General features: G+C 63.7%; 15 protein-coding genes. 7 read left to right on the forward strand and 8 right to left on the reverse strand.

Translation table 11 applies throughout. The features are described 5' to 3' along the window. Positions 1-27: 27 nt before the first annotated feature. On the reverse strand, positions 28-1,944 hold the full coding sequence (locus ACQY7R_RS21400) for a S41 family peptidase (protein ID WP_428307587.1): 1,917 nt from the start codon (positions 1,942-1,944) through the stop codon (positions 28-30). Positions 1,945-2,693: 749 nt separating this feature from the next. Between ACQY7R_RS21400 and ACQY7R_RS21405 the strand changes: the two genes are divergently transcribed. Next, positions 2,694-3,770 carry a hypothetical protein gene (locus ACQY7R_RS21405; protein ID WP_428307588.1) on the forward strand — a complete coding sequence of 359 codons (1,077 nt, stop codon included), beginning with the start codon at positions 2,694-2,696 and terminating at the stop codon, positions 3,768-3,770. A 114-nt stretch (positions 3,771-3,884) separates the two neighbouring features. On the opposite strand, the gene waaF is transcribed toward ACQY7R_RS21405, so the two are convergent. Continuing rightward, positions 3,885-4,946 carry a lipopolysaccharide heptosyltransferase II gene (gene waaF / locus ACQY7R_RS21410; RefSeq protein WP_428307589.1) on the reverse strand — a complete coding sequence of 354 codons (1,062 nt, stop codon included), beginning with the start codon at positions 4,944-4,946 and terminating at the stop codon, positions 3,885-3,887. A gap of 511 nt (positions 4,947-5,457) precedes the next feature. On the opposite strand from waaF, the gene purH reads away from it, so the two are divergent. The 4 genes from purH to ACQY7R_RS21430 all read left to right on the forward strand — a co-directional run bounded on the left by purH (position 5,458) and on the right by ACQY7R_RS21430 (position 11,021). Continuing rightward, complete coding sequence (purH, locus tag ACQY7R_RS21415; RefSeq protein WP_428307590.1) at positions 5,458-7,089, forward strand: bifunctional phosphoribosylaminoimidazolecarboxamide formyltransferase/IMP cyclohydrolase; 1,632 nt, start codon at positions 5,458-5,460, stop codon at positions 7,087-7,089. Positions 7,090-7,446: 357 nt separating this feature from the next. Beyond that, positions 7,447-8,550: a DUF1559 domain-containing protein gene (locus tag ACQY7R_RS21420; RefSeq protein WP_428307591.1), complete on the forward strand. Its 1,104-nt coding sequence runs from the start codon at positions 7,447-7,449 to the stop codon at positions 8,548-8,550. Positions 8,551-8,682: 132 nt separating this feature from the next. Next, positions 8,683-9,738 carry a DUF1559 domain-containing protein gene (locus ACQY7R_RS21425; protein WP_428307592.1) on the forward strand — a complete coding sequence of 352 codons (1,056 nt, stop codon included), beginning with the start codon at positions 8,683-8,685 and terminating at the stop codon, positions 9,736-9,738. A 611-nt stretch (positions 9,739-10,349) separates the two neighbouring features. After that, positions 10,350-11,021: a hypothetical protein gene (locus tag ACQY7R_RS21430; protein WP_428307593.1), complete on the forward strand. Its 672-nt coding sequence runs from the start codon at positions 10,350-10,352 to the stop codon at positions 11,019-11,021. A gap of 189 nt (positions 11,022-11,210) precedes the next feature. Here ACQY7R_RS21430 and ACQY7R_RS21435 read toward each other — a convergent pair whose 3' ends face one another. The 6 genes from ACQY7R_RS21435 to ACQY7R_RS21460 form a co-directional block, all read right to left on the reverse strand. Next, entirely contained in the window at positions 11,211-11,372 is a 162-nt protein-coding gene (locus tag ACQY7R_RS21435; RefSeq protein WP_428307594.1) for a hypothetical protein, read from the reverse strand. Between the two features lie 126 nt (positions 11,373-11,498). Further along, positions 11,499-12,668 carry a 5-(carboxyamino)imidazole ribonucleotide synthase gene (locus ACQY7R_RS21440; RefSeq protein WP_428307595.1) on the reverse strand — a complete coding sequence of 390 codons (1,170 nt, stop codon included), beginning with the start codon at positions 12,666-12,668 and terminating at the stop codon, positions 11,499-11,501. A gap of 10 nt (positions 12,669-12,678) precedes the next feature. Beyond that, positions 12,679-13,173 carry a 5-(carboxyamino)imidazole ribonucleotide mutase gene (purE, locus tag ACQY7R_RS21445; protein ID WP_428307596.1) on the reverse strand — a complete coding sequence of 165 codons (495 nt, stop codon included), beginning with the start codon at positions 13,171-13,173 and terminating at the stop codon, positions 12,679-12,681. Between the two features lie 38 nt (positions 13,174-13,211). Beyond that, positions 13,212-14,468, reverse strand: coding sequence for an efflux RND transporter periplasmic adaptor subunit (locus ACQY7R_RS21450; RefSeq protein ID WP_428307597.1), 1,257 nt, complete (start codon positions 14,466-14,468; stop codon positions 13,212-13,214). Between the two features lie 18 nt (positions 14,469-14,486). Next, positions 14,487-16,856: an ABC transporter permease gene (locus ACQY7R_RS21455; protein ID WP_428307598.1), complete on the reverse strand. Its 2,370-nt coding sequence runs from the start codon at positions 16,854-16,856 to the stop codon at positions 14,487-14,489. Next, positions 16,856-17,581, reverse strand: coding sequence for an ABC transporter ATP-binding protein (locus ACQY7R_RS21460; RefSeq protein ID WP_428307599.1), 726 nt, complete (start codon positions 17,579-17,581; stop codon positions 16,856-16,858). The genes ACQY7R_RS21455 and ACQY7R_RS21460 overlap by 1 nt, the downstream gene beginning before the upstream one ends. A gap of 533 nt (positions 17,582-18,114) precedes the next feature. Between ACQY7R_RS21460 and ACQY7R_RS21465 the strand changes: the two genes are divergently transcribed. Together ACQY7R_RS21465 and ACQY7R_RS21470 are read left to right on the forward strand one after the other, a co-directional pair. Continuing rightward, entirely contained in the window at positions 18,115-22,575 is a 4,461-nt protein-coding gene (locus ACQY7R_RS21465) for a tetratricopeptide repeat protein (protein ID WP_428307600.1), read from the forward strand. Between the two features lie 274 nt (positions 22,576-22,849). Beyond that, the gene (locus ACQY7R_RS21470) at positions 22,850-24,931 is read left to right on the forward strand and encodes a hypothetical protein (protein ID WP_428307601.1); all 2,082 of its coding nucleotides are present in this window, start codon (positions 22,850-22,852) and stop codon (positions 24,929-24,931) included. The last annotated feature ends 18 nt before the right edge of the window (positions 24,932-24,949 follow it).

The following is a 24,949-nucleotide window of genomic DNA, read 5'->3' on the forward strand; positions in this document are numbered from 1 at the left end:
AACCCCGAACCCCGATGCCTGAACCCTCTACTTAACCGCCCCGTCAGCCGCCGGAGCGGCGACCCGGTTGCGGGATTGGTCGACGGCTGCCTGAATTCCCGCTTCCAACGCCCGGTCGCCAACGATCTTCAACTCGCTGACGCCGGCGGTCGGCTTGGCGGCCGTGTACCCACCGGGGGCGACGTTGGCGGCAATCGTCGCCGGTTGTTGAATCGGCTTGGCAGCCGTGCGGTGCGATTCGACCGGGATGGTCGGCGTGACGCCGTTTTTGCTGATCTTCAAACCGTTTGGCGAGTAGAACAACGCGGTCGTCAGGCGAATCCCCGCCCCGGCGTAGCCGAGCGGGAAGATCCCCTGCACCGAGCCCTTGCCGTACGACTTCTGCCCGACGATGTCGCCACGAGCGTTGTCCTTGATGGCCGCCGCGAAAATCTCGCTGGCACTGGCGCTGTCGCCGTCGACGAGCACGACCAGCGGCACACGCCAAGTTCCGCCGTAGTGGGCTTGGTAGTTGAAGTCTTCCTGAGCACTGCGGCCGCGAGTCGAAACGATACCGCCCTGTTGCAGGAACTTGTCGGCGACTTCCACGGCAGCCGTCAGCAACCCGCCCGGATTGCCGCGGAGGTCGAGCACCAGCGTCCGCATGCCCTTCGAGTGCAAATCCCACAGGGCCGCATCGAGGTCGCGGCTCGTCGTCTTTTGGAACGCCGGGATCCGGATGTACGCAACGCCCGCCGCCAATTGCTCGGCACTAACGGCGAGTTGCTTCTCTTCGGCGAACTTCGCATCGACGATGCGAACGTCCTCGAGGCTCGGCACTTCGACATGCTCGCGGCGAACGGTCAGTTCACGACGTTGGCCAGCGGTCTCGGCGACGACGCGGACGACGCTTCCCTCTTCGCCGGTCAGCATCGACGCGGCTTCGTCGGTCGACAGCTCTTCGGTCGAACGGCCGTCGACGGCCACAATGCGGTCGCCATCCTTGATGCCGGCCCGCTCGGCGGGGCTGCCGGGGATGACGTGCACGATCAACAAGGTGCCCTTGTCGGCCTTCAACTCCACGCCCAGGCCGACGAAGTTGCCTTCGATCTGCGAGTAAACGTCACGCAGTTGATCGGAAGTGAGGAACGCAGAGTATTCGTCCAAACCGCCAGCAGCGGCGGCGGTGAATTCCAGGAACGTTGCCGACGGACGCAAATTGCCGCGGGTCTCAAGCAACCGAGCGATATCGGCGGCGAACGCAGCCAAATCATCAGGGCCAGCCAGCGGCCGCGTCGTCAGGGCTTCGGTCCGCTGATAGAGCTCGTTGAGCAGCGTGGCGCGTTGCTCGTTCGATAGGCTGACGCCGTTGGTCGCACAGAACGTCTTTTCGCCCAAACCAATTGCCACGGCGTTGGCGCCCCGCTTGGCGAGGTTCTGCCATGGCGGCGCGGTGACGTAATGCGTGTTGATCTTGCGGGCCAGCTCCAGGTACAGGGCAGCGGCTTGCTGCGGCGTCAGCGTTTGCAGCGACTGGACGAAGCTGCGGTCGGCGTAACGGCGTTCGAGGCTGAAATGAAGCTTCGCCAGGTCGCTGCGCTGTTGGAGCGCGACGTTGTCCGGCGTTTCACGTAGCGAGTGTTCGTAGTGGGCGACCGCTTCGCCCCACCGGCCGATCGATTCGAGCCGGGCGCCTTCCGCTAACACGCCGTCGAGCGAGTTGGCCGGCAGTTCCGGCGCGATGAAGACCGGCGCCGATTGGGTAAACTGTTCTTGCGCGGCAAGTGGCGCCGTCAGCAGGCAAGTCGGCAAACTACAGATCGCCAAGGCTAGTGGTAGCCAGGAGCGTCGATGCCGGAAGACCCAGAAGTGCATGTGTTGCTCGATCCGTGCGTTGGGGAGGGTCGCTAGCGCCTCGTTGAGCAAGCAAATCCGCGTCGGCGTGCGGAAGACTGCTCGAGGCATAGGGTGAGCATCCATGCGGTGGGAAGCTTGGCGAAAGGGGTCGCAATCGCCAGCCACCAGCAATATAGGTCACAGCTAGCAACCGGTCAAAAAACCACGCTAGCGGAACTCAACTTTTCTGCGATCGCGGCGCGGCGCCATCGTCAAAGCCGTTGCGGTAATCCCCAGCCGAAGGGCCGAAGAGGACGCTCGCGAAGACGAGGCAAACCTTAGCGGTTGGCGGCGATCGCGGACTCGAGAAGAGCGTCCGCGCAGTTCTTGCTGAGCGTCATGCCAGAGAAGCCCGCCGCTTCATGTGCAACGGGAGAACTGCACCCCACTACGCGACCTCGAACAACGAGGTTCAGTGCTAGCGTCGCGGATGATTTGCTCTGCTGCTAGCATTCAAGTTACCTAACCGCCAAGGACGCCGAGAGCGGCAAGGGAACTTTGGAGAAGCCAACCACGACGGCACAACGCACACGACGAAAGCCAATCCATTCCTTCTCCGTTTTTGTCTTCCCTTTGCGCCTCTGCGCCTTTGTGTGAGATCTTTTTAGGGAAGGCAGGTCTCACGCAAAGGCGCGAAGTCGCAAAGGAACTCGGAGAGAACCTTCCGCCTCCCTTGGGTCTCCTCGGCGTTTGCCTTTCTTCCTCACGCCGGAATTTATTACCAATCCGTAATGTTGCTCTAGCTGCGGCAAGCCGAATGTCGCATATTGTCGGCGCGTCTTCCCCAATCTTTGCTTCCTCGGTTTCCATCCCCCTACGTGGTCGACTGGCTCGTCATCACGGCGGATTGCACCGAAGCTGGTCGCGGCGTTCGCGGCTACACGCTTGCCGGCTTCTTGCGCACCTACTTCGGCCGCCGCGCCGTCGCGATGCAGTCGCCTGAAGAATGGCGACACGCCCCGGTGAAGGCCGCCACGGCGTTCGTCGGGCTGCCCAGTTCGCTCACGCCCGAAGAACTCCAGCGACTCCGTACCGACTCCCGCCAGGTCGTCCCGTTCGACTACCTCGACCAGCAAGAACTCGCCTGGAATCCTGAGCAAGAAATCACGATTCGCCGCACGAGCGACCGCTACCTGAAGCCCTGGTTCGAACGCGCCTGGCGGCATGATTTGCAGATGGGCATGCTTCCCATCCGCCGCTACAGCCGCTTCACCGCTGCCGTCGTTTGCGACCGTTGCTCGCGCTGCCTCGGCAGCCGGCCGGAAGCTATTCACGACGTCGCGTTCCTCGGCCGGCCGAACGAAACTCGCATGTATGTGGATGGCCAGGTCGAAATGGTCGACCAGCGGTTCCACTGGATCCGCGACATCAAACGCGACGCCCCGCAGCTGAAATTCTGGGGCGGGCTCGTCGAGGTTTACCCCGACGCCCGCGAGCGGCTCCACGCGACTTACGGCCAGTTCGACGACCTGATGCATACGGAGAAGAAAGTCGGCTTTGCCGCTTACTACCGCGCGATGCGCAGCAGCCGCGTCGCCCTCGCCCCCGGCGGCAACGTTCCGTGGACGTACCGCCACTACGAATCGCTTTACGCCGGCGCCGTCCTGGCGACGATCGACTACCGCGAGCGCGACATGCTGATTCCGCTGCCGAGCGAAGGGGTCGTCCACGTCCCCGACGGCGCCCCGGTGCTGCCTGCGGTGCACGAAGCGCTCGAACTAAGCCGCCGCACCCCGCAACTCGGCGAGCAGCACTTCGCCCACTTGGAGCAGTACCTCCGCTTCGGCGCCTACTCCAGCCGCCGCCCGGCGCTGCTCAAGCGATTCACCGCCCAGCTCGCCTCTTCGCCCCCGGTTCTTCAAATCCGGGAGGCATCACGGCTTCCATCCCCCTAGCCCCGGGCTCCGCCCGGGGGTCGGCATCCACTCCGGTAGGCATTGTCGTTCGTGGGGCCACGCCACCCCCGGGCGGAGCCCGGGGCTAAAAATGCGATGGCCGGCCGCGAGCCGTTATGCCGCAATGCGAACGCGCCGCGCATCCGCCAGCGCCACGCTCACCGCATTCCACACCCGCTCCACCGAAAGATCCTTCATGCACCGATGATGCCCCAACGGGCACGTCCGCGCCATGCACGGCTGGCAATCAAGCCCCAGCGACAGCCCCACGTCGTGGGCCGCCCCGGTGCGCGTATAAGCCACGCTTGTCGGCCCAAACAGCGCCACCGTCGGCACGCCGAACGCCACGCCAAAAAACCTCGGCCCGCTGTCAGTCGTCACCAGCAGTCGCGCGCGGCGGATCATCGCCTTCGTCAGCCCCAGCGGCAGCGATTCTTCTTCGGCCAAACTCACGATCCGCTCGTCACGAGCCTCGGCCACAATATTCCGCACCGCCTGCCGTTCCGCGGGGCCGCAGTTCAGCACCACATGCAGCCCTTGCTCGCGGGCCAGCCGCAACGCCAGTAGCGTGAAGTGTGCCGCCGGCCAATCCTTCGCGGCGCCAAACGCACCGCCCGTGTTCAGCACCGCCACCCGGTCGCCGCTCGGCAACCGCAGCCGCTTCCACACGGCGTCGGCTAATTGTTCATCCGCCGGCGTCGTGAAGAGTTCCAGCGTCGGCGCTTCGGGCGAGGCGCCGGCCGCGTAAGCAATCTGCAAGTAGCCGGCCGTTGGCGGCAGCGTGAGCGATCGCCGGCCTTTTCGCGGCGCGTAGACCCGCGTCGTCAACAGCGGGGTCCGCAGGTTGCCGACCATCCCAATCCGCTGCCGCGCCCCGCTGCGATACGCCATCCACGCGGTCCGCAACGAATTGGTTAGCAGTACCACCGCATCGAACCGGGCGTCACGCAGTTTTTGCCGCACGGCCGGCGGCTGCAATTCCGCTGCGGCCGACGACTTTTTGTCGTACAAAATCTGCCCATCGAACCAGGGGTTCCCCCCCAGCGCCTCGGCCACGTACGGCCGCATGACGGCGATCAGCTCGCCCCCCGCCACGTGCTTGCGCAGGGCGCGAATGGCCGGCGTCGCCATCGCGACGTCGCCGATCCAATTGGGCAGAAAAATCCCGAGGCGCATCCTTCGCTCCATCGTTGGGCGCCAAATAGACAGAAGCGGCCGAAGTGTATCGCCAGCGGGCGCCAGCGACAATCGAAGTTGCGAAGCTAGCATTCCCCAGTAGCTGCGGCTCAACGAGTTTCCGCCGCGAGTACACGGGCCGCCGGAGCGGTGATAGAAAAGGCAACCGCAAAGGAAATACGCCAAAGGCGTTGAACATCAAAGCCCAGGGTCGCCGCGCCAGCGGCGCACCCTGGGTCTCAATCGACAACAAGCAGATTTACCCCAACGGGGTTACATAACCGTCGTTCCACAGAGCGGAGATTGTGAAACCCCGTTGGGGTTTTGGTTCTTAATGCGTGCTTCCGACCCAGGGTGCGCTGCGCGACCCTGGGCTTTGATGTGCAACGCCTTCGGCGTAACTGGCCGCGGCCCGTGTACTCGCGGCAGAAGACTCGTTGACCCGCGGCTAAATCGAGTGCTATCGTGACCGACCCCCTCCAGCACTCCACCCTCAGCACTAGCCGCGGCCATGTCCCTCTCCCCTCCGATCAAACGGGCCCTCATCAGCGTCAGCGACAAAACGGGCCTCCTCGACTTCGCCCGCTCGCTCGTTACCTGCGGCGTGGAACTCTTCTCCACCGGCGGCACCCGCAAGCACCTCGCCGACGCCGGCCTCCCGGTCCGCGACGTTGCCGACTACACCGGCTTCCCCGAGATGATGGATGGCCGCGTCAAAACCCTCCACCCGAAGGTCCACGGCGGCATCCTCTGCCGCCACGACCATCCCGAGGACATGAAGTCGCTCGCCGACCACGGCATCCTCAGCTTCGAGTTGGTCGTCGTGAACCTCTACCCCTTCGAGAAGACGGTCGCCAATCCCGATGTCGCCATCGAAGCGGCGATCGAGCAAATCGACATCGGCGGCCCCTCGATGGTCCGCTCCGCCGCGAAGAACCACGCCTTCGTCACCCTGGCGACCGATACGAGCCAGTACGAAACGATCCTCGCGCAAATCGAAACCCACGGCCGCACGACGCCCGAACTCCGCCGCCAATTAGCCGGCGCCGCCTTCGCCCGCACCTCGCAGTACGACACCGCGATCGCCGCCTACTTCGCGAAGATCCTCGGCAACAGTGCTGCGAGTTCGGCCGCATCTGCATCCGCCCCACCGGTCACCGATCACCAATCACCAGTCACTTCCCCCGACGCCGTCACCCTCCACCTCACCCACCGCACCCCCCTCCGCTACGGCGAAAACCCCCACCAATCCGCCGACCTCTACGCCTTCGCCGACGCCCCGGCCCACGCCTTCGTTAACGCCGAGCAACTCCACGGCAAGGAACTCTCCTACAACAACCTGCTCGACCTCGACGCCGCCCTCGCGATCGCCAAGGCCCTCCCCCGCCCTGCCGTCGCGGTGTTGAAGCACAACAACCCCTGCGGCGCCGCCACGGCCGACACCCTGGGCGAAGCGGTCGCGAAGGCCTGGGACGGCGACCCGCTGAGCGCCTTCGGCTCGGTCCTCGGCGTGAACGTCCCCGTCGACGCCGCAATGGCCGAATACCTCTCCGAGCCGGGCAAGTTCGTCGAAGCGATCGTCGCCCCCGAGTTCCACCCCGACGCGATCCACATCCTCACCACGAAGCCGAAGTGGCGCGACAACGTCCGCCTGCTTCGCGTCGGCGAACTCCCCGTCGGCCACGGCGCCCGCCAGTTCCGCCAGATCGACGGCGGCATGCTCGCTCAGAACGCCGACGATCTCCCCGATGAACCGTCGGAATGGAAGGTCGTCACGCAGGTGCAGCCCACTCCGGAACTCCACCACGAGCTCCGCTTCGCCTGGGCCGCCTGCCGGTTCGTGAAGAGCAACGCGATCGTCGTCTCGAACAACGGCGCCCTCGCCGGCGTCGGCGCCGGGCAAATGAGCCGCGTCGACTCGGTCGAAATCGCCCTCAAAAAGGCGGGCGAGAAGGCCCGCGGCGGGGTGCTGGCCTCCGACGCCTTCTTCCCGTTCGACGACTCGATCGGCCCCGCCGCCGCTGCGGGCATCGCCGCGATCATCCAACCGGGCGGCAGCCGCCGCGACGAAGAAGTGATCGCCGCCTGCAACAAACACGGCATCCCGATGATCTTCACCGGCCGTCGCCACTTCCGGCATTGATGCCGTGACGGGGTCGGGGGCCTTTTGCCACTAGCGGGCTTATTCGGCCTGGAACGCCCCCAGTGGCAAAAGGCCCCCGACCCCTTCCGTTGTACTCTTTGTGCTTCCGTCGTGCCCTTCGCGCCTTCGTGGTTCCTCCCCGACTCCCCCCGCAGCAAGCCGTAAAATCCCCTCCCAAAAAACGTTTACTGGCATTTCCCCCGGCTTTCGGCGATAATTACTCGGCCACGGCGATCGCGCCCGCCGGGCCGGATTCTGGCTTATCTACCGGCCCCAACGGACCCTCGCGCCACCGCCGCGCCGCAGCCAGGGCAATCGTGCAGGGGAACACTGCTGTACACAGAGGAGAGAAGCGTCATGTCCACATCGTCCCGCCGCGGCTTCACGCTCGTTGAGCTGTTGGTCGTCATCGCGATCATCGGCACGCTCGTTGGGTTGTTGTTGCCCGCCATTCAAGCGGCGCGGGCTCGCGCCGCCATGACGGCGTGCGGTAACAACATTCGCCAGTTAGCGGTCGCGGTAAAAGGCTTCACCACTAAATCCGATGGTTCGTATCCGGGTTGGATGCAGACGACGAAAGTGCTTGGGAACGTCGACTACTATCAAGACCCCTTTGCGACTCCTTCTGACACCACGAAAGATATTGAAATCAGCTGGGCCGCGAGATTATTGCCGCAACTCGACGCTCAAGCGACATGGGAGTCATTGCAACAAGGGACTTTGAATGTTGCCAATGCGACCCAGTTTAGAAATGGAACTCCTGATGACATCCCGATGATGGAGGTCTTCCTCTGCCCTGCGGACACCCATACCAACAACGAATTTCCAGGGTTGTCGTACGTCGCGAATACGGGCGGCGTCGACGTCAATCCGACAGGTCCGCTCGGTGCGAGCGATGCGAAGGGTAACGGTATTTTTCACAACCATCTGAATGGTTACAAAGGGCCGAAGATCCGGGAAGGAACGGCCGACATCAAAGACGGCTCGGATCGCACGCTGATGCTCTCGGAAAACATCAATAAGGACGAAACCGGCGCGCCGGCGACTTCGTTTAATGTTTCGTGGTTGCGGTCGAATGCGCTCTTCGATAATGATCGTTCGGTTGGCGAACAGCCCTACGGAATGGTCTGGGTTGTTCAGCAGAATTATCCGCAACCTCCTACCGACCAAGCATTGCCCGGCAGGGAACTAGCCTCTGGCGTGCCAATCACCGGAGCGACCAAAGCGGGATACGCTTACGCTCGCCCGAATGGCGCTCATGGCGGGTCGTTCAACGTCGCGTTCTGCGGCGGTAATATCAAAGAAATTGACCAGAACATCGACTATCGCGTCTACCAGCAGTTAATGACGCCGAACGGTTCGAAGTCCGTTTGGACGACGAATCCCAACAACTCGAACACGATGCCCGCGGCGTACTTCAACGCCGATCCCACGGCGCAGCTGAAGGAATCGGAGTACTAAGCGACTGCAAATCGTTGATTTGACAACTCAAGCCGGCTCGAATTCATGCGATTCGAGCCGGCTTTTTTTTTGTTGCTTTCAACTGCTTCGTTTCGATCCTCTTCGAGTTCGATCGGCTGAGGGAGGTTGTCGATGTCGGATGAACGCCGCCCGTGGTTTACTCTGACCGAGCTTGCGGTCGTCGGGTTTGTTTTCTTCCTGCTCGCGGCACTCCTTTTTCCAGCTACGACAGGTCGGATTAGGTCACGCACCGACGCTTGCAGGAACAACCTGCGCCAGCTCGCGATGAGCAACGTATCCGTGGCCACGCGTCGGTCCCAAGGCGCATTTGGCGGCTACCTCTCCTCGCAACGGCTCCCAGCCGATGCATTGGCCACAGATGAAGATCCGACGACTTCCACTCGCGAACTCATGGTTGCTTGGCCAGCAACGCTTCTACCGTCGCTGGACGAAGCGACGCTTCACGAGCAATTTCTCAGCGGCGACCATAGTTTCGACGTCAACGCTCCGCCGCGGATCGACGTTTTCGTCTGTCCGGCCGACCCGCAAATCGATTTAGATGCGGGCGCTCTCAGTTATGTTGCTAACAGCGGCATGCCCGACCTCGCCGACGCCAGCGAGACGCAGCCCAGCGACCTCCGTGCGAACGGCGTCTGCCACGATCAACGGCCCGGCCGGTTCGGGCCGAAGGTTGGTCAGCACGACGTTAAGGACGGCTCCAATTACACGATCCTTCTCTCCGAAAACATCCACCGCGATCCCCCCGGCTCGGCCGAGCAGCCCGGCAACACCTGGCTCCGCCCTGCCCCGGGCGCCGCGAATCCCGAGCAGTGGTACGGCATGGTGTGGGTCGTCGATCCGCAGAACCCCCGCTCGCCGCGGGCTGACCTAATGGAGCGGTTCAATCGCGACACGCGCGCAGAAGGCGAACGCGAACAACCCTACGCCGCCAGCGGCGCCCGCTTCGCCCGCCCGTCGAGCAACCACGGCAGCACGTTCAACGTCGCCTTTTGCGGCGGTGGCGTGAAGGAGATCGACGAGAATATCGACTACACCGTCTACCAGCAGCTAATGACCCCCAACGGCGCCCGGGCCGCCCCCGCCGATGCTCCCGATCAGCCGTTCGAGAAAACGCTCCCCAACGACCAGCGATTTATGAACCCGCCGCTCGCCGATGCCGACTTCTGATTCGCGCTACGGCATTCGCCAAACTATCGGCTTGCTTTCGGCCACCCAGTCTGCGAAGGTGAACGTACGTTCATTTTGTGGGAGTGCTGCGCGCCGGCGGAACGCGTGCCGTCGCTCAGCCGATCCGAGTACACGCCGCCATGTCGCGAAGAGGAGGCGACATCAAATGGCGAAATGCGACATGAAGCGAACGACGATTCTCCGTAACCCATTGCAATATAGCCTGTTACGGAGATTCCTTGGTGTCGCCTAAAATCGCATTGCGACTTCCAGGCAACGCGACACGACGCCCCGCCGGTGTCCCGCCGCAGCGCCAGCGAGTAGCATGACGCAACAACCAGTAGCCGCGGCTCAACGAGTTGCTGCCGCGAGTACGCGGGCCGCCGGAGCGAACCTCGAATCGCTAACCACAGAGACACGAAGAGCACGAAGACGCACAAATTAATGCAAGGGGAAAGCTGCGGGCCGCGATCCCTCTGGTCGCTTTGTTAGAGTTTTTGTCTTTGTGTTTCTTTTTGCCCTTAGTGTCTTCGTGGTTAGTCCGTTCTACGCCGCTCCGGCGGGGGCGTTGCCCCGCGGCTACTTTCCTTCACCCTTTCGCACTGCTCGCCATGTCCGAAGCCGAAACCATCGACGCCTCCCTCCTGCCGCCGCGGCAGTTCTTTCGCTTCTCGGCCGACATCAAGCGGGCCGACGGGATCGAATCGCCGAAGGGGTTCACGCTCGACGAGAGCTACACGCTGCCAGCGCTCGGCGAACTCGACGGCCGGCCCGCGTTCGCCGAGGTGAGGATGGCGTGGAGTCCGAAGGGGCTCGCTTGGCAGGTGACGGTCGAGGGGAAGACGCAGCTTCCCTGGTGCCGCGATTCGCGCCTTGAAGATAGCGATGGCTTGCAGGTTTGGATCGACACTCGCGCGACGCTCAACGTCCATCGGGCGGGCCGGTTCTCGCACCGGTTCATTTACCTCGCCCGCGGCGGCGGTTCGGCCGGCGACCAGCCGATTGCGGAGCAAATACTCATCAATCGCGCCCGCGAAAACGCTCGACCCGCTCGCGCCCGCGAACTGACCGCTCGCGCCAAGACGAGCGGCAGCGGCTATACCCTGTGGGCCTTCGCCCCCGCCGACGCCCTCGGCGGTTACGACCCGTCGCAGCAGCCGCGGCTCGGCTTCACCTACGCCCTGCTCGACCGCGAGCGCGGCCAACAAACCTTCTCAACCGGCCCCGAGTTCCCCTACGAAGAAGACCCCAGCTGCTGGGCCGAACTCCGCCTCGCTGAGTAGCCGCGGGTCAACGACCCGCCGGAGCGGTGATAGAAAAACTCACCACGAAGACACAACGGCCACGAAGACGCACAAAGAAACGCGAGAAGAAAAACAAGCGAAGAGAGAAGGCAGTGCGCGCCACTCCGATGAGATTCGGGTAGAAGCGGCGCGATTCGGTACTCGCTCCGGCGGCTCGTTGAGCCGCGGCTACTTCAGCTTGCAGAAGTCGCCAAGCGGCCCGCAGGCACTGCAGACCTTCGCCCTGGCATCACCCGCCGTTGGCTGCGAAGAGAACGCCCCCACCCCAGCCTGCACCATGGCAGCGAGTAGAAAGACGAGCGACAGCAGTAAAAATGGTCGGCGAACCATAGCTACATTCTACGCACAAACTAGGTGGCATGCTTTCGCCCTTCAAGGCGTAAGCATGCTGAATTGCAATCGGGCTCGCCGCTAGACATGCTCACGGCGGAGTACCACCGAGAGCATGCCACACAATTACCGGCCCATTAGCGCCTCGCGCCCCTCGCGGACTAGCGCCACCGCTTCCTCCGCGGACCCGGCGATGGCCGTGAGGTGCCCCATCTTCCGCCCCGGCCGAGCCTCGGTCTTGCCGTACAGATGAAGCCGCAGCTGCGGATCGGCCAGCACCTTTTCCCACCGCGGCTCGCCGTTCGCCCACACGTCTCCCAGCAGGTTCGCCATCGCCGCGGCCGGAACGATCGTCTCGAACGACCCTAACGGCAGTCCGCATACGGCCCGCACCTGCTGCTCGAACTGCGAACAATTGCAGGCGTCGATCGTGAGGTGCCCCGAGTTGTGCGGCCGCGGGGCGATCTCGTTCACCAGCAGCCGGCCGTCGCGCGTCAAGAAGAACTCGACGCACAGCAGGCCCACGACGTCGAGCTCCCGCACCACCGCCTGAGCGATCTTGCGGGCGTCCTCGAACAGCCGCGCCACCCGCGGTTGCGGGTAGACCGATACGTCGAGAATATGGTGAGCGTGATCGTTGGCGATCGGCCCGAAGAACGTTTCCTCGCCGTTGGCTGAGCGAGCGGCGAGCATCGAGACTTCGCACTCGAAATCGACCCAGCCTTCGAGGATCGCCGCGGCGCCGTTGAGCGCGGCGTGGGCCGCTTCGGCTTCGGACGCGCTGCGGACGAGTGCCTGGCCCTTGCCGTCGTAGCCCCAAGCGGCAGTCTTCAGCACGGCGGGGAGGCCGAGTTCAGCCAAGGCCGCGGCGAGTTGTTCCTTCGTGGTCGCCTCGGCAAACGGCGTGCAAGGAATGCCCGCCGCGCGGAGGAAGCCTTTCTCGCGGAGCCGTTCTTGCGTGGTGTGGAGGACGCGCCCGCCCGGCCGGACGGGAGCAAACTTGGCCGCCGTTTCGATCGCCGCCGCCGAGATGTTCTCGAACTCCAGCGTCACCACGTCGACTGACTGGGCGAACTCGGCCACTGCCGCCTCATCATCGAACGAACCGACCGTCTGCCGGTAGGCGACGTCGGCCGCGGGGGCGTCGTGCTCGGGGGCGTAGACGTGGACTCGATAGCCGAGCCGTGCGGCGGCCATGGCGAACATCTTGCCGAGTTGCCCGCTGCCGAGCACGCCCAGCGTGGCGCCAGGAAGAATCGGAGCGGCGGCGGGATTCGTCGCAGCAGAAGCCGCCATGGCAATATCCTTAGTCCAACGTTTGGCTGCGAACGTCTGCGGTCTGCCGCTGGTGGAACTCGTGCAGCTTCTTCCGCAGTTCAGGTCGGCTGCCCGCGAGAATGCGAACGGCGAGCAAGCCCGCGTTGCGAGCCCCGGCCGCTCCGATGGCGAGCGTCCCCACCGGAATGCCGCCGGGCATTTGCACGATCGACAGCAGCGAGTCCATGCCGTTGAGCGCCTTGCTTTGCACCGGTACGCCGAGCACCGGCAGCACCGTTTGCGAGGCCACCATGCCGGGCAGATGGGCCGCCCCGCCGGCGCCAGCGATGATTACCTCGAGGCCGCGTCCCTCGGCTTCGGCCGCGTAGTCAGCCATCCGCTGCGGGGTGCGGTGGGCCGACACGATTTCACTTTCGTGCGGCACGCCGAACTCGGCAAGCACGTCGGCCGCAGCGCGCATCGTTTCCCAGTCACTTTTGCTCCCCATAATGACGCCGACCAGCGGCTGAGTTGTACCGGCCATGCGTGCCATCTTCAGGGTTTGAGGGCGGATGTCAACGACTACCGCGGCTTCACGGCCTGGCCGTCGACGACGTTATCGCCGGGGTGCATCACGACGACGTCCCCCTCGGCCAATCCGTCGCGGATCTCGGCCTCCAGCCCGTTTTCCAGGCCGAGCTTTACCGTTTGCTGGCGGGCGACTCCGTTCTCGACGCGGAAGGTCGCCCAGTCGTCGCCGACGCGAAACAGGGCGCTCGAGGGGATTTTCAGCACATCGTCCGCCTCGGCGATCACGATCCGGGCTTCGACGCGGAAGCCGTCGCCCAGGTCGTCGCGCTGTTGCGGGGGATCGATCAGGTCGACGATCACGTTGACGCGCTGTTCCTCGACGCCGAGCGTGGAGATCTTCGTGAAGCCGGAGGGTTCAACGAGCCGTACTTCGCCATGGAGCGGCCGATCGCCGCCCCACTCTTCGAGCATCACCGTGGCGCCGGGGCGAACTTTCACCGCATCGCGAGAGAGAACGTCGATTTCAATTTCGAGGTCGTGAGGATCGCCGATCTCAAGCAACGGCTCGCCGGCCGCGACGACGGCTTCGCTCTCTTTGAACACCCGCAGGACGCGACCGTTGATCGGCGAGAGGATGTTGAAGTGCCACTGCGGATCTTGCTGGGGATAGGGGGCTCTTCCCTGCTCCTCGCCAGCCGCGGGCTTCGCGGGTTTCTCGGGCGGGCGCGAGCGCAGCAGCGCGGCGCGAGCCTGATCGAGTTCAAACTGAGCAATCTCCTGCGAATGCTGCGCGGAACGGACCAGCGCCGCGCGGGTGCGGCGGAACATCTCTTTGTTTTCCAGCTCGTTCTGCGTGATCGCGCCGACGCTTTCGCGCTGGGCCGCTCGCGCCCGCCGCATGTCGGCCTCGGCGAACTCCAGATTGGCCGTCGCTTCGTCGAGAAGGGGCGTCGCGCGGGCGAGCTTCGCCTCGGCTGCTTTGACGTTCGCCTCGGCCTGCAGCAGCGCTCGGGCGTCGAGCAACTCGGGATCTCGCGGTTCGATGCTGGCGACAAGCGTTTCGCCGGCAGCGACCTGATCGCCTGGATCGAGTTCAATCCGCAGCAATCGCCCGGCCAGCGGCGCCGAGACGGTGTAGCGTTCTCGTAGTCGCGTCTTGCCGTCTTGGTCGACCGTTTCGCGAATCTCGCCGCGGACGACCTTGGCCAAATCCGCCTCCACCGGCGCCGGGCGCAGGCCAAGGATAATCGCCGCGGCAACCGCGGCGACGAACCCAATCAGCAGGATACGGCGAACCAAAGATTTCATGACTACAGCTTAGCTTGCCTACTCGCGAGATTTCAGGACTGCGACCAGATCGAGGTGGTCAAGGTTTCGCCGCACCAGCAAGCCCGAGAGCGCCGAGGCGGCGATCACTACGAGCGACGCCCAGGCGTACGTTCGGTTGCTCACCACCATCGGGAAACGGAACAGCTCCTGGTCGAACGCGGTGCACATCCACCACGCGAAGAACGTGCCGAGTCCGAGCCCGACGGGGATTGCCAGCAGCGTGACGATCGCCAGTTCGCCGAGCAGAATCGACGAGATCTCTTGCCGCGTGAAGCCGATGACCCGCAGCGTCGCGAGCTCGCGGCTCCGCTCGGCCAGCGAGATGCGGGCACTGTTGTAGACGACTCCCGCCGCAATGATGCAGGCGAAAATGAGGTTGATCCGCTTCATCACGCCGAGGTTCTTGGCAATGGTATCGTTGAAGCTGTCGATCGAATGCTGCTTGACCATCACGGTGGCGACGGCGGGAGTTTCCTTCAAGTCGCGGTACAGGGCGTCCTGGTAGGCGGGGTCGACTTCCATATTCACGCCGTTGATCACCGGTCCTTCCAACATGATCTGCCGCAGTTCCGCGAGATCGATGTAGGCGCTCAGCCCCACGAAGTCTTTGATCGTCGCCGCGATCATCACCCGCCGGTGGGGACGTTTGTCGGTGAGGACTTCGAGCTCCACCCAATCGCCGACCTTCACGTCGAGCACCTCGGCCAGTTTCTGCGACACGAGCAGGCCGTGCGGCGGCAGCGTCGCTTCATGGCCGTCCATGTTCACCAGACCGTAGAGCGTGCTGTCTGGTTCGATGCCGCGAACGCCGACGCGGCGGTTGCGCGGGCCGGCGCGCAGACGAGCGGAAACGGTGCGCGTCGGTTCGCAGTGCATTACCCCCGGCATGCTGGCGAGCTCGTAGAGCGCCCGATCGCTGACCGGATCCGAAGTTGCGATTGAGACGTCGAACCGCTGCACCCAATGGAATTGGGCGTTCATCATGTAGTCGATGGAGTCTTGAAAGAAGTTGCCGATCACCAGCACAGTGACGGCGAGCGAGATCGCGAGCGTCGAGAGGCCCGTTTTGACGGGGTGACGTTCCAGCTGGCGGACGACCATCAGCGCGATCGGCGGCACGTAGCGGCCGATGCCGAGGCGTTCGAGGATCGTCGGCCCGAAGCCGGCGGGAGGCTCCGGACGCATCGCCTCGGCAGGAGGCAGCCGGACGGCGCGCAGCACCGAGCCCAAGGCGCCCACAACCGCCGCCGACGCAGCAACCAGCGCCGCGGCGACCAGCACCGAGGGATAGATGCGGAACAGAAACACCGGAAAGTGGAACAGCCGCGCGTACATCCCAGTCACCAGCCAGCCGAACCAAGCCCCGGTCGGGATGCCGATCGCAAGGGCAAACGCCGCAATGAGCAGCACCGACTTGATGTAATGCCAACCGACCTCAAAGTTCGAGTAGCCAAACGCCTTGAGCGCCGCGATCTGCTCCCGCTGGCTGTTGATCGTGCGCGACATGACGACGTTGATCAAAAACGCCGAAACGCCCAGAAAGATCGACGGGGCGAAGAGTCCCATGTTGCGGTTTTGCTCAATCTCGTTGTCGACGAACTGGTGTGAGAGCTGATCGCGACGATCGAACGCTCCCAGGCCGCCGTACGGTTCGATCAGATTGTCGACCCGTTGGATAACGTCTTCGGAGTTGGCGCCGCGCATCAGTTTGATGGCAAGGTCGTTGAACGCGCCGTCCATGTCGTAGGCGAGTTGCAGCGCCTCTTCGTTCATCCAGAAGACGCCGAAGTGGCGATTATCCGGCACGATGCCGCCCGGTTTGATTTCGTAGATGTACTCGGGCGAGAGGACGACGCCGACGATCTTCAGTTCCTTCATCCGGCCATTGATGACGGCGGAGAAGCGGTCGCCGACTTCCATGTGGTTCGCGTCGACGAACGCCTCGCTGGCGAGCGCTTCGTCGTCGCTGCGGGGAGTCAGCCAACGGCCGCGGCGGAGGAAAAGCTGATTGAGCCGCGGGCGGCCCACGTCTGGCACGGAGATGAGCCGGCCTGAGGCTGGTTCGTCGAGTCCCGGCACCGACAGGTTGACCGGGACGACGATCCGCCGTTCAGCGGTCGCGACGCCGGGGATGCGCTCGATGCGATGGATGATCTCGTCGGGCGCCCGTTTGATCGACGCGAAGACGTCGGCGAAGTTGTAGCGGTCGTAGTAGGTCTGTTGCGTCAGCTCGAGCGAATGGAGCATGCTCCGCGACAGGATGAAGAGCGCGATGCCGCAACCCATCACCACCGAGATCGCCGCTGCCAGCCCGCGCATATGCCACAGGTCGCGAAACATCTTGCGATCTAGCGGAGCGATGAGCATTACCAGTTCAGCTCCGCAGCTGGTCGTTTGCGAGAGTTCATTTCAACGCCCGTAATCTCGCCGCCGGAAAGGTGGATCACGCGGTCTGCCATCTCCGCGATGACCGCGTTGTGCGTGATCACCGCGGTGGTCGTTTTCAATTCTGCGTTGATTTTTTGGATCGCCTCCAGCACCAGCACGCCGGTGCGGACGTCGAGGGCGCCGGTCGGTTCGTCGCATAGCAGCACGTCGGGGCGTTTGGCGACGGCGCGAGCGATTGCGACTCGCTGTTGCTCGCCGCCGGACATCTGCGCCGGGAAGTGGTCGAGCCGCTTGCCAAGATCGACCAATTCGAGCGCCTCGACGGGGCTCATCGGGTTGCGGGCGATCTCGGTGATCAGGCTGACGTTCTCGCGGGCCGTGAGGCTGGGGATCAGGTTGTAGAACTGGAAGACGAACCCGACATGGTCGCGGCGGTACCGCGTCAGCGCGGCGTCGTCGAACTCTGTGAGCTGGCGATCGCGGTAGAAAACCTCCCCGCTGCTGGGGACGTCGAGCCCGCCGAGGATGTTGAGCAGCGTGCTCTTGCCTGAACCAGAGGGGCCGAGCAGGACGACGAATTCGCCGGCGAAGAGTTCCAAATCGACGCCACGGAGGGCGTGCACGTCGACTTCGCCCATGTGATACACCTTCGTGATCTGCCGAGCGGTGAAGACGGTCTCGACCGAAGGAACGGATGAAGGCATAGCGGGCCGCCTCGAGCGGCCGGACGGCGTGAGAAGGTTATGAAGGATTCGTGAACGCTATCGCTGGGCCCGATTTACAAGGCATGGCCAACGCCGCGGGGGACATTCCAAGTATCGGCGCCCTCCTGGGGAGGGTCAAACTGGTCAATTCACGGCTCCCGCCGAACGGCGTGGCGGGTCAGTTCGTACCCATTCCAGGGCCGCCGCAGCGTCAGATTGGGGGTCCTAGGAGGGGGCGAAGCGACTGTGCCGAATGTGCCGTCCGCGGCATCGTTGACACGTCCCCCCCCGGGGATACGATGAACTTAACTCCTGTCCTGACAGGCCCTAAGGCCACGTTGAGGAACCGTTCGACCAGCGTCTTTTCTCGCTCTCATCAGCGGCGCTTTGCGGACCTTCCAAGGCGCGGTTCCCAACGACTTCGGTGAATGGGGTTCGGCGATTGGCGTCGCGACTGAAAAGCGCCGTTGCGTCGAACTCGCCAGCTTCCGCCGCACAGAGATTCCTTCGCCAACTTACGCAGCGAATACGCCATGCAACGCTATCGCGTCAATTACGTTCTCCTCATCGTTCTGGTCGTCGTCGGCATCGTCGGGACTATTGGCGTCCATTTCCTGTGGCGATATCAGATCAATAGAAATGCCGATCGGCTCTTGGCCAAGGCGGACGCTGCGGAGGCTTCCGGCGACATCGGCGCGGCATTCGAAAGTTTGCAGCAGTACGTCCAATTGCGGACGAATGACGACGATGCCTTGCTCCGTTTCGGCGAACTGGCGGCGAAGGCAGTCGAGACCGAGGGGCTCGACATGGAAGTGCGCAGCAAAGGCTACGGGCGGTTAGGAGAAATTGTCCGGCAAACGTCCGTTTCAAAGTCGGACGAGGTGCGAGCCGGCAGCGCCAAGCTGCGCCGCAAACTAATCGACTTGCAAACGATGTTCGGGTCGTTTGATCTTGCGCTCGGCAACATCAACGAATTGCTGCTAAACAATAGCGACGATCCCGAGTTGTTGACGCTGAAGGTGCAGGGCTTGTTCCAGACGCAAAAGGCGAGCGAAGGGGCGCGCATCGCCAACGAACTCGTTGGTTACGACCCGCAAGAAGATAAGTTTGACGTCGCAAAGGCGAAGGCGCCGCACGATCCGCGGACCTATTTGATGCTGGCGGCCTATTTGAACGACCAGAAACCGGAACTCGCCGCGCGCGTCATCGAACAAATGGTGACGGCCAACCCCGAGTCGGCCGAAGCGTTCGTGACGCAGTACAGCTTCTACAAGTCAACGGGAAAGAATGACGAGGCCCGCGCCGCGCTCGATAAGGCGTTCGCCCTCAAGCCGGACGATGCGGCAGTGTTGAATGCAAAGGGCGCCGAAGCCATCGCGGATTTCCAGCAAGCGTTCGCCGACGCCAAGGGCGACGAAGCGGAGAAACAGCGTGCGGACGCGAAGAAGCACTTAGACGACGCGGCGAAGTTTTACGCGCAAGGGATCGAAAAGTATCCTGATCGCATCGACTTCTTCGAACGTGCAGCGCGTATCGAAACGTTTCGCGAAAAGCCGGATGACGCGCTGAAGATCGTCGACAAAGGGATCGCCGCTTTTCCTTTGAAATCGAACTACAGCCGCCTCGGTATTCCCGCCGCGCTCGGTTTGGCGAACATCAAGATGGAGATCTTGATTACCCGTAAAGACTTTGCCGCAGTCAAGAAAGAAATTGCCGCGTTGCGCACGCTCAACGACGCTCGCGTCAACGCCGTGGCCGATTTCCACGAAGCCCGCCTGGCCGCCGTCGACGAGAAGTGGGCCGACGCCGCCAAGCAACTGCAAGACGTGCGCCCGCGGCTCCTCGGTTTCTCCGAATTGCAGGCGCTTGCCGCGGCGATCCAGGGGTTCTGCCACACGCAACTGGGGCAGTTCGACCTGGCGCTCGAGGCCTACAAGGCGGCTCTCGACATTAACCCGGAGTTGCCGCAGGCCAAGGCGGGACGCGATCAGATTCTGGCGATGATGAACATCGATCAGCCCGAGGAGGGCATGCTTGAGCTCGATCGCGAGATCAAGGAGATGCTTGCCAAGCCGAAGGCAGAGCAGGACTGGAATTCATTGACGTCAAAGATCGAGGACTACATCGACGAACAAGCGTCGCAGCGAGTGGTGGCCACGACGTGGGCGCCGTCGCGTAAGGCTCTGCTCCGCGGCCAGATGTTGGCAATGCGGGCCGTCGAGGAGAAGAATCTGGCCGAGCAAAAGGCTCTATTCACGCAAGCTCGCGATGCGATCAAGCAGGCGTACGCCATCGATCCGAAGGACCCCACGGTTCAAATCCAAGCCATTCGCTTATTGGCGCAAGAACCGGGCAGCGGCCCGGCGAAAGCGCTCGAACTGCTCGACAGCATCGTCAAAAAGGGGAAAGACTCAGCTGCCTTCCGCACGCTGCGCGTCGAACTCCTGGCTGCAATTCGCGATCCGCAGCTAGCGGCTCAGTTGAATGCTGCCACGCAGGGGATGGACGACTTCGAGGATGCTCAGAAGGCACTCGTCTGGTCGGCCGTGGCCGCCCGGTTCGAACAGCTGGGCGATATCGCCGAGGCGCGCCGTTGCCTCGAACAAGCCGTCGCCCTGTCGCCGAACAACTTGCCGACGCGCAACGCCCTGTTCGATCTCGCCCTCAAGCAACGCGACGATCCCGGCATGCAGGCTGCTCAAGAGAAGATTCTTAAGATCGTGAAGAGCAAAACCGATCCGGTGTACGTCCTTTCTGAAGTCAAACGCCGCATCTCGGGACTCGAAGCCGGGACCGCTTCGAAAGAAGACGTTGCCGAAGCTCGCCGCATGCTCGATGCGGCGATTAAGCAGCGACCCACCTGGGCCGATTTGTACGTCGTGAAGGGGCAGTTGGCGCTGATGCTCGACAACAATCCTGATCAAGCATTGAAAGACTTCGAGAAGGCGTTCGAACTCGGCGGCACGAATCTCAATGCCCTAGCACTACAGATTCGCTTGCTGGCCGAGCGCGGCCGCGTTCTAGAGGCGCGGCAGCGTATGGATCGCCTGCCGACCTCGGCTTGGTCGGGCGTGTTGGGGACGGCGGCGGCCGATATCCTCGCGAACACTGGCGAAAACGAGTTGGCGTTCGCCGAGGCGCAGAAGGTGGTTGATTCGAAGCCGGAAGACGCCGCCGTGCAGTCCTGGTTTGCAGGGGTCGCCGTGCGGGCGGATAAGCCGGAGGCCGCCGAAAAGGCGATGAAGAAAGCGATCGAGATCAACCCAGAGGATCCAGATGCGTGGACGCGCTTGGTAGGTCTCTACCGTGAGCTAAAGCAGTACGACAATGTTGAAAAGACTCTTCGCGAAGCCTTCCTCGCGCTCGACGACGAATATCTTCCACTGCTGACGGGACGTTACTACGAACTCCAATCCCGTTGGCAGGAAGCGGAAGATATTTATCTCACGACCTACGCTGGTCGTGAGGACGAGCCGCACGTCGCGCGCCGTATGGCTGACTTCTACCTGCAGTGGATGAGCGCGAATCCCGCAAACCGCGGGAAGGCAGCCGTTCAGATCAATAAACTGCTGAAAGCCTCCTACGACGGGAAGCTCGAAGCCAACGATCCGAACGGGCCATGGGCGCGTCGTCAGGCGGCTCAATTGCTCGCGACGACGGGCGAACTGAAAGACTCGGCGAAGGCGGAGCAGTTGCTCGCGGCAGCCGTGGAAGGGAAAGACGCGACGCCGGAAGATCTCGACCAGCTCGTCGATCTGCTCTCGATGCGCGCCGATCCGGTTTCGCGGCAGCGGGCTATCGACACGCTGCGGCGGGTGAAGCAGATGCGCGGCGGATTGACCCCTGAGCGCGAGCTGCAACTCGGACATCTGCTGTACGAGTTGGGCGAGTGGGATGCCGCCCAAAAGCAGATGCTCGATTCGATCGGCAAGTTCCCGAATGATCCGCGATTGCAAACCGCCTTCGCCTCGATGTTGATCGGGCAGAAGAAATTCGACGAAGCCGCGCTCCGCATCACTCGCCTCGAAGGCCTGCCTGGAACCGCCGCGGGGGTCAACGAGCTGCGTTTGCGCTTGGCATCTGAGAAAGGCGATAAAGACGAAGTTCGTCGGATGCTGACGGGGATGACGCCGGATCTCACCCGGCTGACCGAAGAGCAGGTGAAGTACGTCGCCAATCTCGCGAGAACCGCCGATGGCGTGGGCGACCATGAGTACGCTCTCAAGCTCTTCCAAGAGTACGCCCGCCGCGCTTCCGACGCTGGTTTGGAGATGGCGCGACTGACGGCTCTCTACGGAAAGCTCGACGAAGGCATGGCGAGCATTCTTGCGCAGTCGTCGCAAAATATGGACGACGCGATGCGTATTGCCGTCGAGGTGCTGCGGAAGCGGCGGAGCGAATCGCCTGAGAAACTCGACGCCGCGGTCGAGCGAATCGTTCGCGCCGGTCTTCGCGACGATCCCGAAGCCGCGAAGCGTTTGATACTCGAAGCGGAAATGCTTGAAGTTCAAGAGAAGTTCGACGAAAGCATCGCCGCCTACAAGAAACTGCTTGCGAGAGACGACGTTCCCGCGCTGGTGCGCGCCACGGCGCTCAACAACTTGGCGTTTATTCTCGCCCAGAAGAGTGATGTTCCGGCTGACCTTGAACTGGCGCTCAACTCGGCGAACCAAGCGATCGACCTGATCGGTCCGCTCTCCGATGTCCTCGATACGCGCGCCCTGGTGCACCTCAAGCAGCAGCAATACGGCCCCGCCGTGGAAGATATGAAGCTCGCCGTGAAGATGAACGCCACGGCCAGCAAGTATTACCACCTGGCTGCCGCCCTGCTGGGCGCCGGCGACGCCGACGGCGCCGCCGCGGCCTGGAAGGAGGCCAAGACGCGAGGAATTGGTCCCGACGCGGTCTCTGACCTCGAAAAGGCCGACCTGGAGGCGTTCACCAAGCAGATCGAGCAAGGGGCTGAAGCTGGCGCCACCGCCCAGGTGCAGTAGGGCAGTTTCAACCCGCTTGGCAGCCTAACGCGGCGGCTGTTTTGCCGGTTCTGACGGCAGAACAGCCGCCGCTTGCCGTAAATGGCCCCCTGTTTGCACCCGAATCGTTGTTTGGCCGCATCGCCGTCGTTAAGATGCGAACTTGGAGCCATGCTGGGACGCTCACTCCGGTCATCTACGTCGAACGTTTGGCAGTCGAGGCAGTGAGGATTTCTGCCGCTTTGCCGCACCTTTCCGGTTCCATCCGTCAGCCCTGCGGGGCGGAGTTCCAAGCATGTTGCGTCGCCTTGCCAGCCCGTTTCGTCGTTTCATTCCCGCGCCGGCCGGCGCCCTGTTGGTCGCCTTGCTGTCAGGCGGGACCGCAGTTGCCCAGGATTCGCCGGAGCTGACCGAAATCTACGGTCGGGGCGTCCATAATTACTTTGGCGGGCAAGTGTGGCTGGCGGACGATCAGTTCTCGCAAGTCATCGACGCTGGTTCAACCGACCCGCGGGTCTACTACTATCGGGCTCTCTCGCGCCTGCGGACCGGGCGTGAGGACGACGCGAAGCAAGACCTCGCGACGGGCGCCGCCTATGAAGCTCGCGATCCGGGGGCGACTCACACGATTGGCCAGGCGCTCAGCCGCATTCAGGGCTCGAATCGCCAGCTTGTCGAAAAGTACCGTCGCAGCGCTCGCATCAATCAAGCCCAGCAAAATCACGCCCTCACGCAAACTCGCTACGAGCAGTTGCAGAGCCGCGAGCAGCAAGTGCTGCGTACCGAAACTCCAGCCGATCTGAGCAAGCTCTCCGCGCCTCCAGCGACGCCAGCCGCCACGGCCGCCGCGCCGGCAATCTCGCCGCCGCCGGTCGCCACGCCTGCCGTGACGCCTCCGACTCCGCAGCCGACGCTAGCCGTTGAACCGGCGGCCCCCGCAGCGGCGCCGGCTGAGGCCGATCCGTTCAGCACGCCCGCCGAAACTCCGGCGGTCTCGGCAACGCCTGCCGTTCCGGCCGAGGCAGCCGTCCCCGCGACGACGCCCGATCCGTTCGCGGAATCGGCGACCGAACCAGCGATGCCCGCCAGCGAACCCGCCGCCCCAGCCACCGAGGCTGCCGCCGACCCATCCGAAGACTTGTTCGGCGGCGAACCGGCCAGTGAGCCAGCGCTCGAAGCCCCGGCAACCGTTCCTGCGGAGGCTGCTGTGGCGCCTGCCGAGGAAGCCGATCCGTTTGGCGCCGAGGCGCCCGCTGAAGCCGCTGCTGAAAAGGCAGCCGTCGAGGTTCCCGCTGTCACCTCTTCGGAAGTAGCCGACGGCCTTTTCGACGATCCTGCCGCCGAGGCGACTGCTGACACCGAAGCCGCCGCGGAAGCGAAGGCCGAGACGGCGGCTGAGGCAGATCCCTTCAGCACCGAACCGAGCGCAGAACTAGTTCCCGCCGGCCAAGCTGCCGAGCCGGTCGACGCCGACATGGCCACGGAAGCTGGAGCCGCTGAAGCGACCGGCGAACTCTTCCAAGAAGAGGCCGCCGAAGATGGCGACGTCCAAAAGCAAGAAGACCCGTTCGCTGCAGATCCGGCGCTCGGCGTGCCTGCCGACGAAGCCCCCGCCGCGACGGAACCGCCGGCGACCGAAGCCGCTGAACCTGCCGCCGCCGCGCCTGCCGCGGAGGCCGACATCTTCGGCGAAACGCCCACGGAAACGCCTGCTGCGGGAGAGACCGCGCCCCCGGAAGCGGCGCCTGCCGAAGCCGCTCCGGCGACGGAAGACGATCCCTTTGGTGATTCGGCTGCGACGGAAGCTCCCGCGGCCGCCGAAACCGAGACCGAAGCCGAGCCTGCCGCTCCGGCCGCCGAGACCGATCTGTTCGGCGAACCCGTGACGGAACCGGCCGCTGCTGCAGATGCAGTTCCCGCTGAGTCGGCTCCCGCGGAATCGGCCCCGGCCGAGGCTGCAGCGGACGATCCTTTCGGTTCCACCGCCCCCGCTGACGAGTCGGATCCTTTTGGCGTCCCAGCGTCGGAGCCAGCCGCTCCGGCTGACGCGGCACCTGCTGAAGAAGCTCCGGCCGCCGATGCTGCCGAGTCCGATCCATTCGGCGACAGCGCCGCTCCTGCCGACGAGTCCGATCCGTTTGCCACTGAACCGGCCGCCGACGCCGCTCCCGCCGAAGGCGAAAAGCCAGCCGCTGAGAGCGATGCTCCTGCCGCCGACGCGGCGAGCGATGATCCCTTCGCCGACGCGGCGACGGACGAGCCAGCTGCTGACGATGCCCCCGCTGAGGATTCGGCTGACGCGACCGAAGCGAAGCCGGCCGACGAAGCCAAGACGGAGGAAGCTCCTGCTGAAGACGATCCTTTCGGCGGTCGCTAAGAGATTGAAGTCGGCGAC

It is taken from the genome of Lacipirellula sp. (assembly GCF_965279485.1).
GTDB lineage: Bacteria > Planctomycetota > Planctomycetia > Pirellulales > Lacipirellulaceae > Lacipirellula.

What these genes read in the sequence shown, in the direction of transcription:
- ACQY7R_RS21435 (WP_428307594.1), bottom strand. Translation starts at nt 11,372, where the DNA reads ATGGTTCGCCGACCATTTTTACTGCTGTCGCTCGTCTTTCTACTCGCT.
- waaF (WP_428307589.1), bottom strand. Translation starts at nt 4,946, where the DNA reads ATGCGCCTCGGGATTTTTCTGCCCAATTGGATCGGCGACGTCGCGATG.
- ACQY7R_RS21455 (WP_428307598.1), bottom strand. Translation starts at nt 16,856, where the DNA reads ATGCTCATCGCTCCGCTAGATCGCAAGATGTTTCGCGACCTGTGGCAT.
- purE (WP_428307596.1), bottom strand. Translation starts at nt 13,173, where the DNA reads ATGGCCGGTACAACTCAGCCGCTGGTCGGCGTCATTATGGGGAGCAAA.
- ACQY7R_RS21465 (WP_428307600.1), top strand. Translation starts at nt 18,115, where the DNA reads ATGCAACGCTATCGCGTCAATTACGTTCTCCTCATCGTTCTGGTCGTC.
- ACQY7R_RS21420 (WP_428307591.1), top strand. Translation starts at nt 7,447, where the DNA reads ATGTCCACATCGTCCCGCCGCGGCTTCACGCTCGTTGAGCTGTTGGTC.
- ACQY7R_RS21470 (WP_428307601.1), top strand. Translation starts at nt 22,850, where the DNA reads ATGTTGCGTCGCCTTGCCAGCCCGTTTCGTCGTTTCATTCCCGCGCCG.
- ACQY7R_RS21425 (WP_428307592.1), top strand. Translation starts at nt 8,683, where the DNA reads ATGTCGGATGAACGCCGCCCGTGGTTTACTCTGACCGAGCTTGCGGTC.
- ACQY7R_RS21440 (WP_428307595.1), bottom strand. Translation starts at nt 12,668, where the DNA reads ATGGCGGCTTCTGCTGCGACGAATCCCGCCGCCGCTCCGATTCTTCCT.
- ACQY7R_RS21400 (WP_428307587.1), bottom strand. Translation starts at nt 1,944, where the DNA reads ATGCCTCGAGCAGTCTTCCGCACGCCGACGCGGATTTGCTTGCTCAAC.
- ACQY7R_RS21450 (WP_428307597.1), bottom strand. Translation starts at nt 14,468, where the DNA reads ATGAAATCTTTGGTTCGCCGTATCCTGCTGATTGGGTTCGTCGCCGCG.
- ACQY7R_RS21430 (WP_428307593.1), top strand. Translation starts at nt 10,350, where the DNA reads ATGTCCGAAGCCGAAACCATCGACGCCTCCCTCCTGCCGCCGCGGCAG.
- purH (WP_428307590.1), top strand. Translation starts at nt 5,458, where the DNA reads ATGTCCCTCTCCCCTCCGATCAAACGGGCCCTCATCAGCGTCAGCGAC.
- ACQY7R_RS21460 (WP_428307599.1), bottom strand. Translation starts at nt 17,581, where the DNA reads ATGCCTTCATCCGTTCCTTCGGTCGAGACCGTCTTCACCGCTCGGCAG.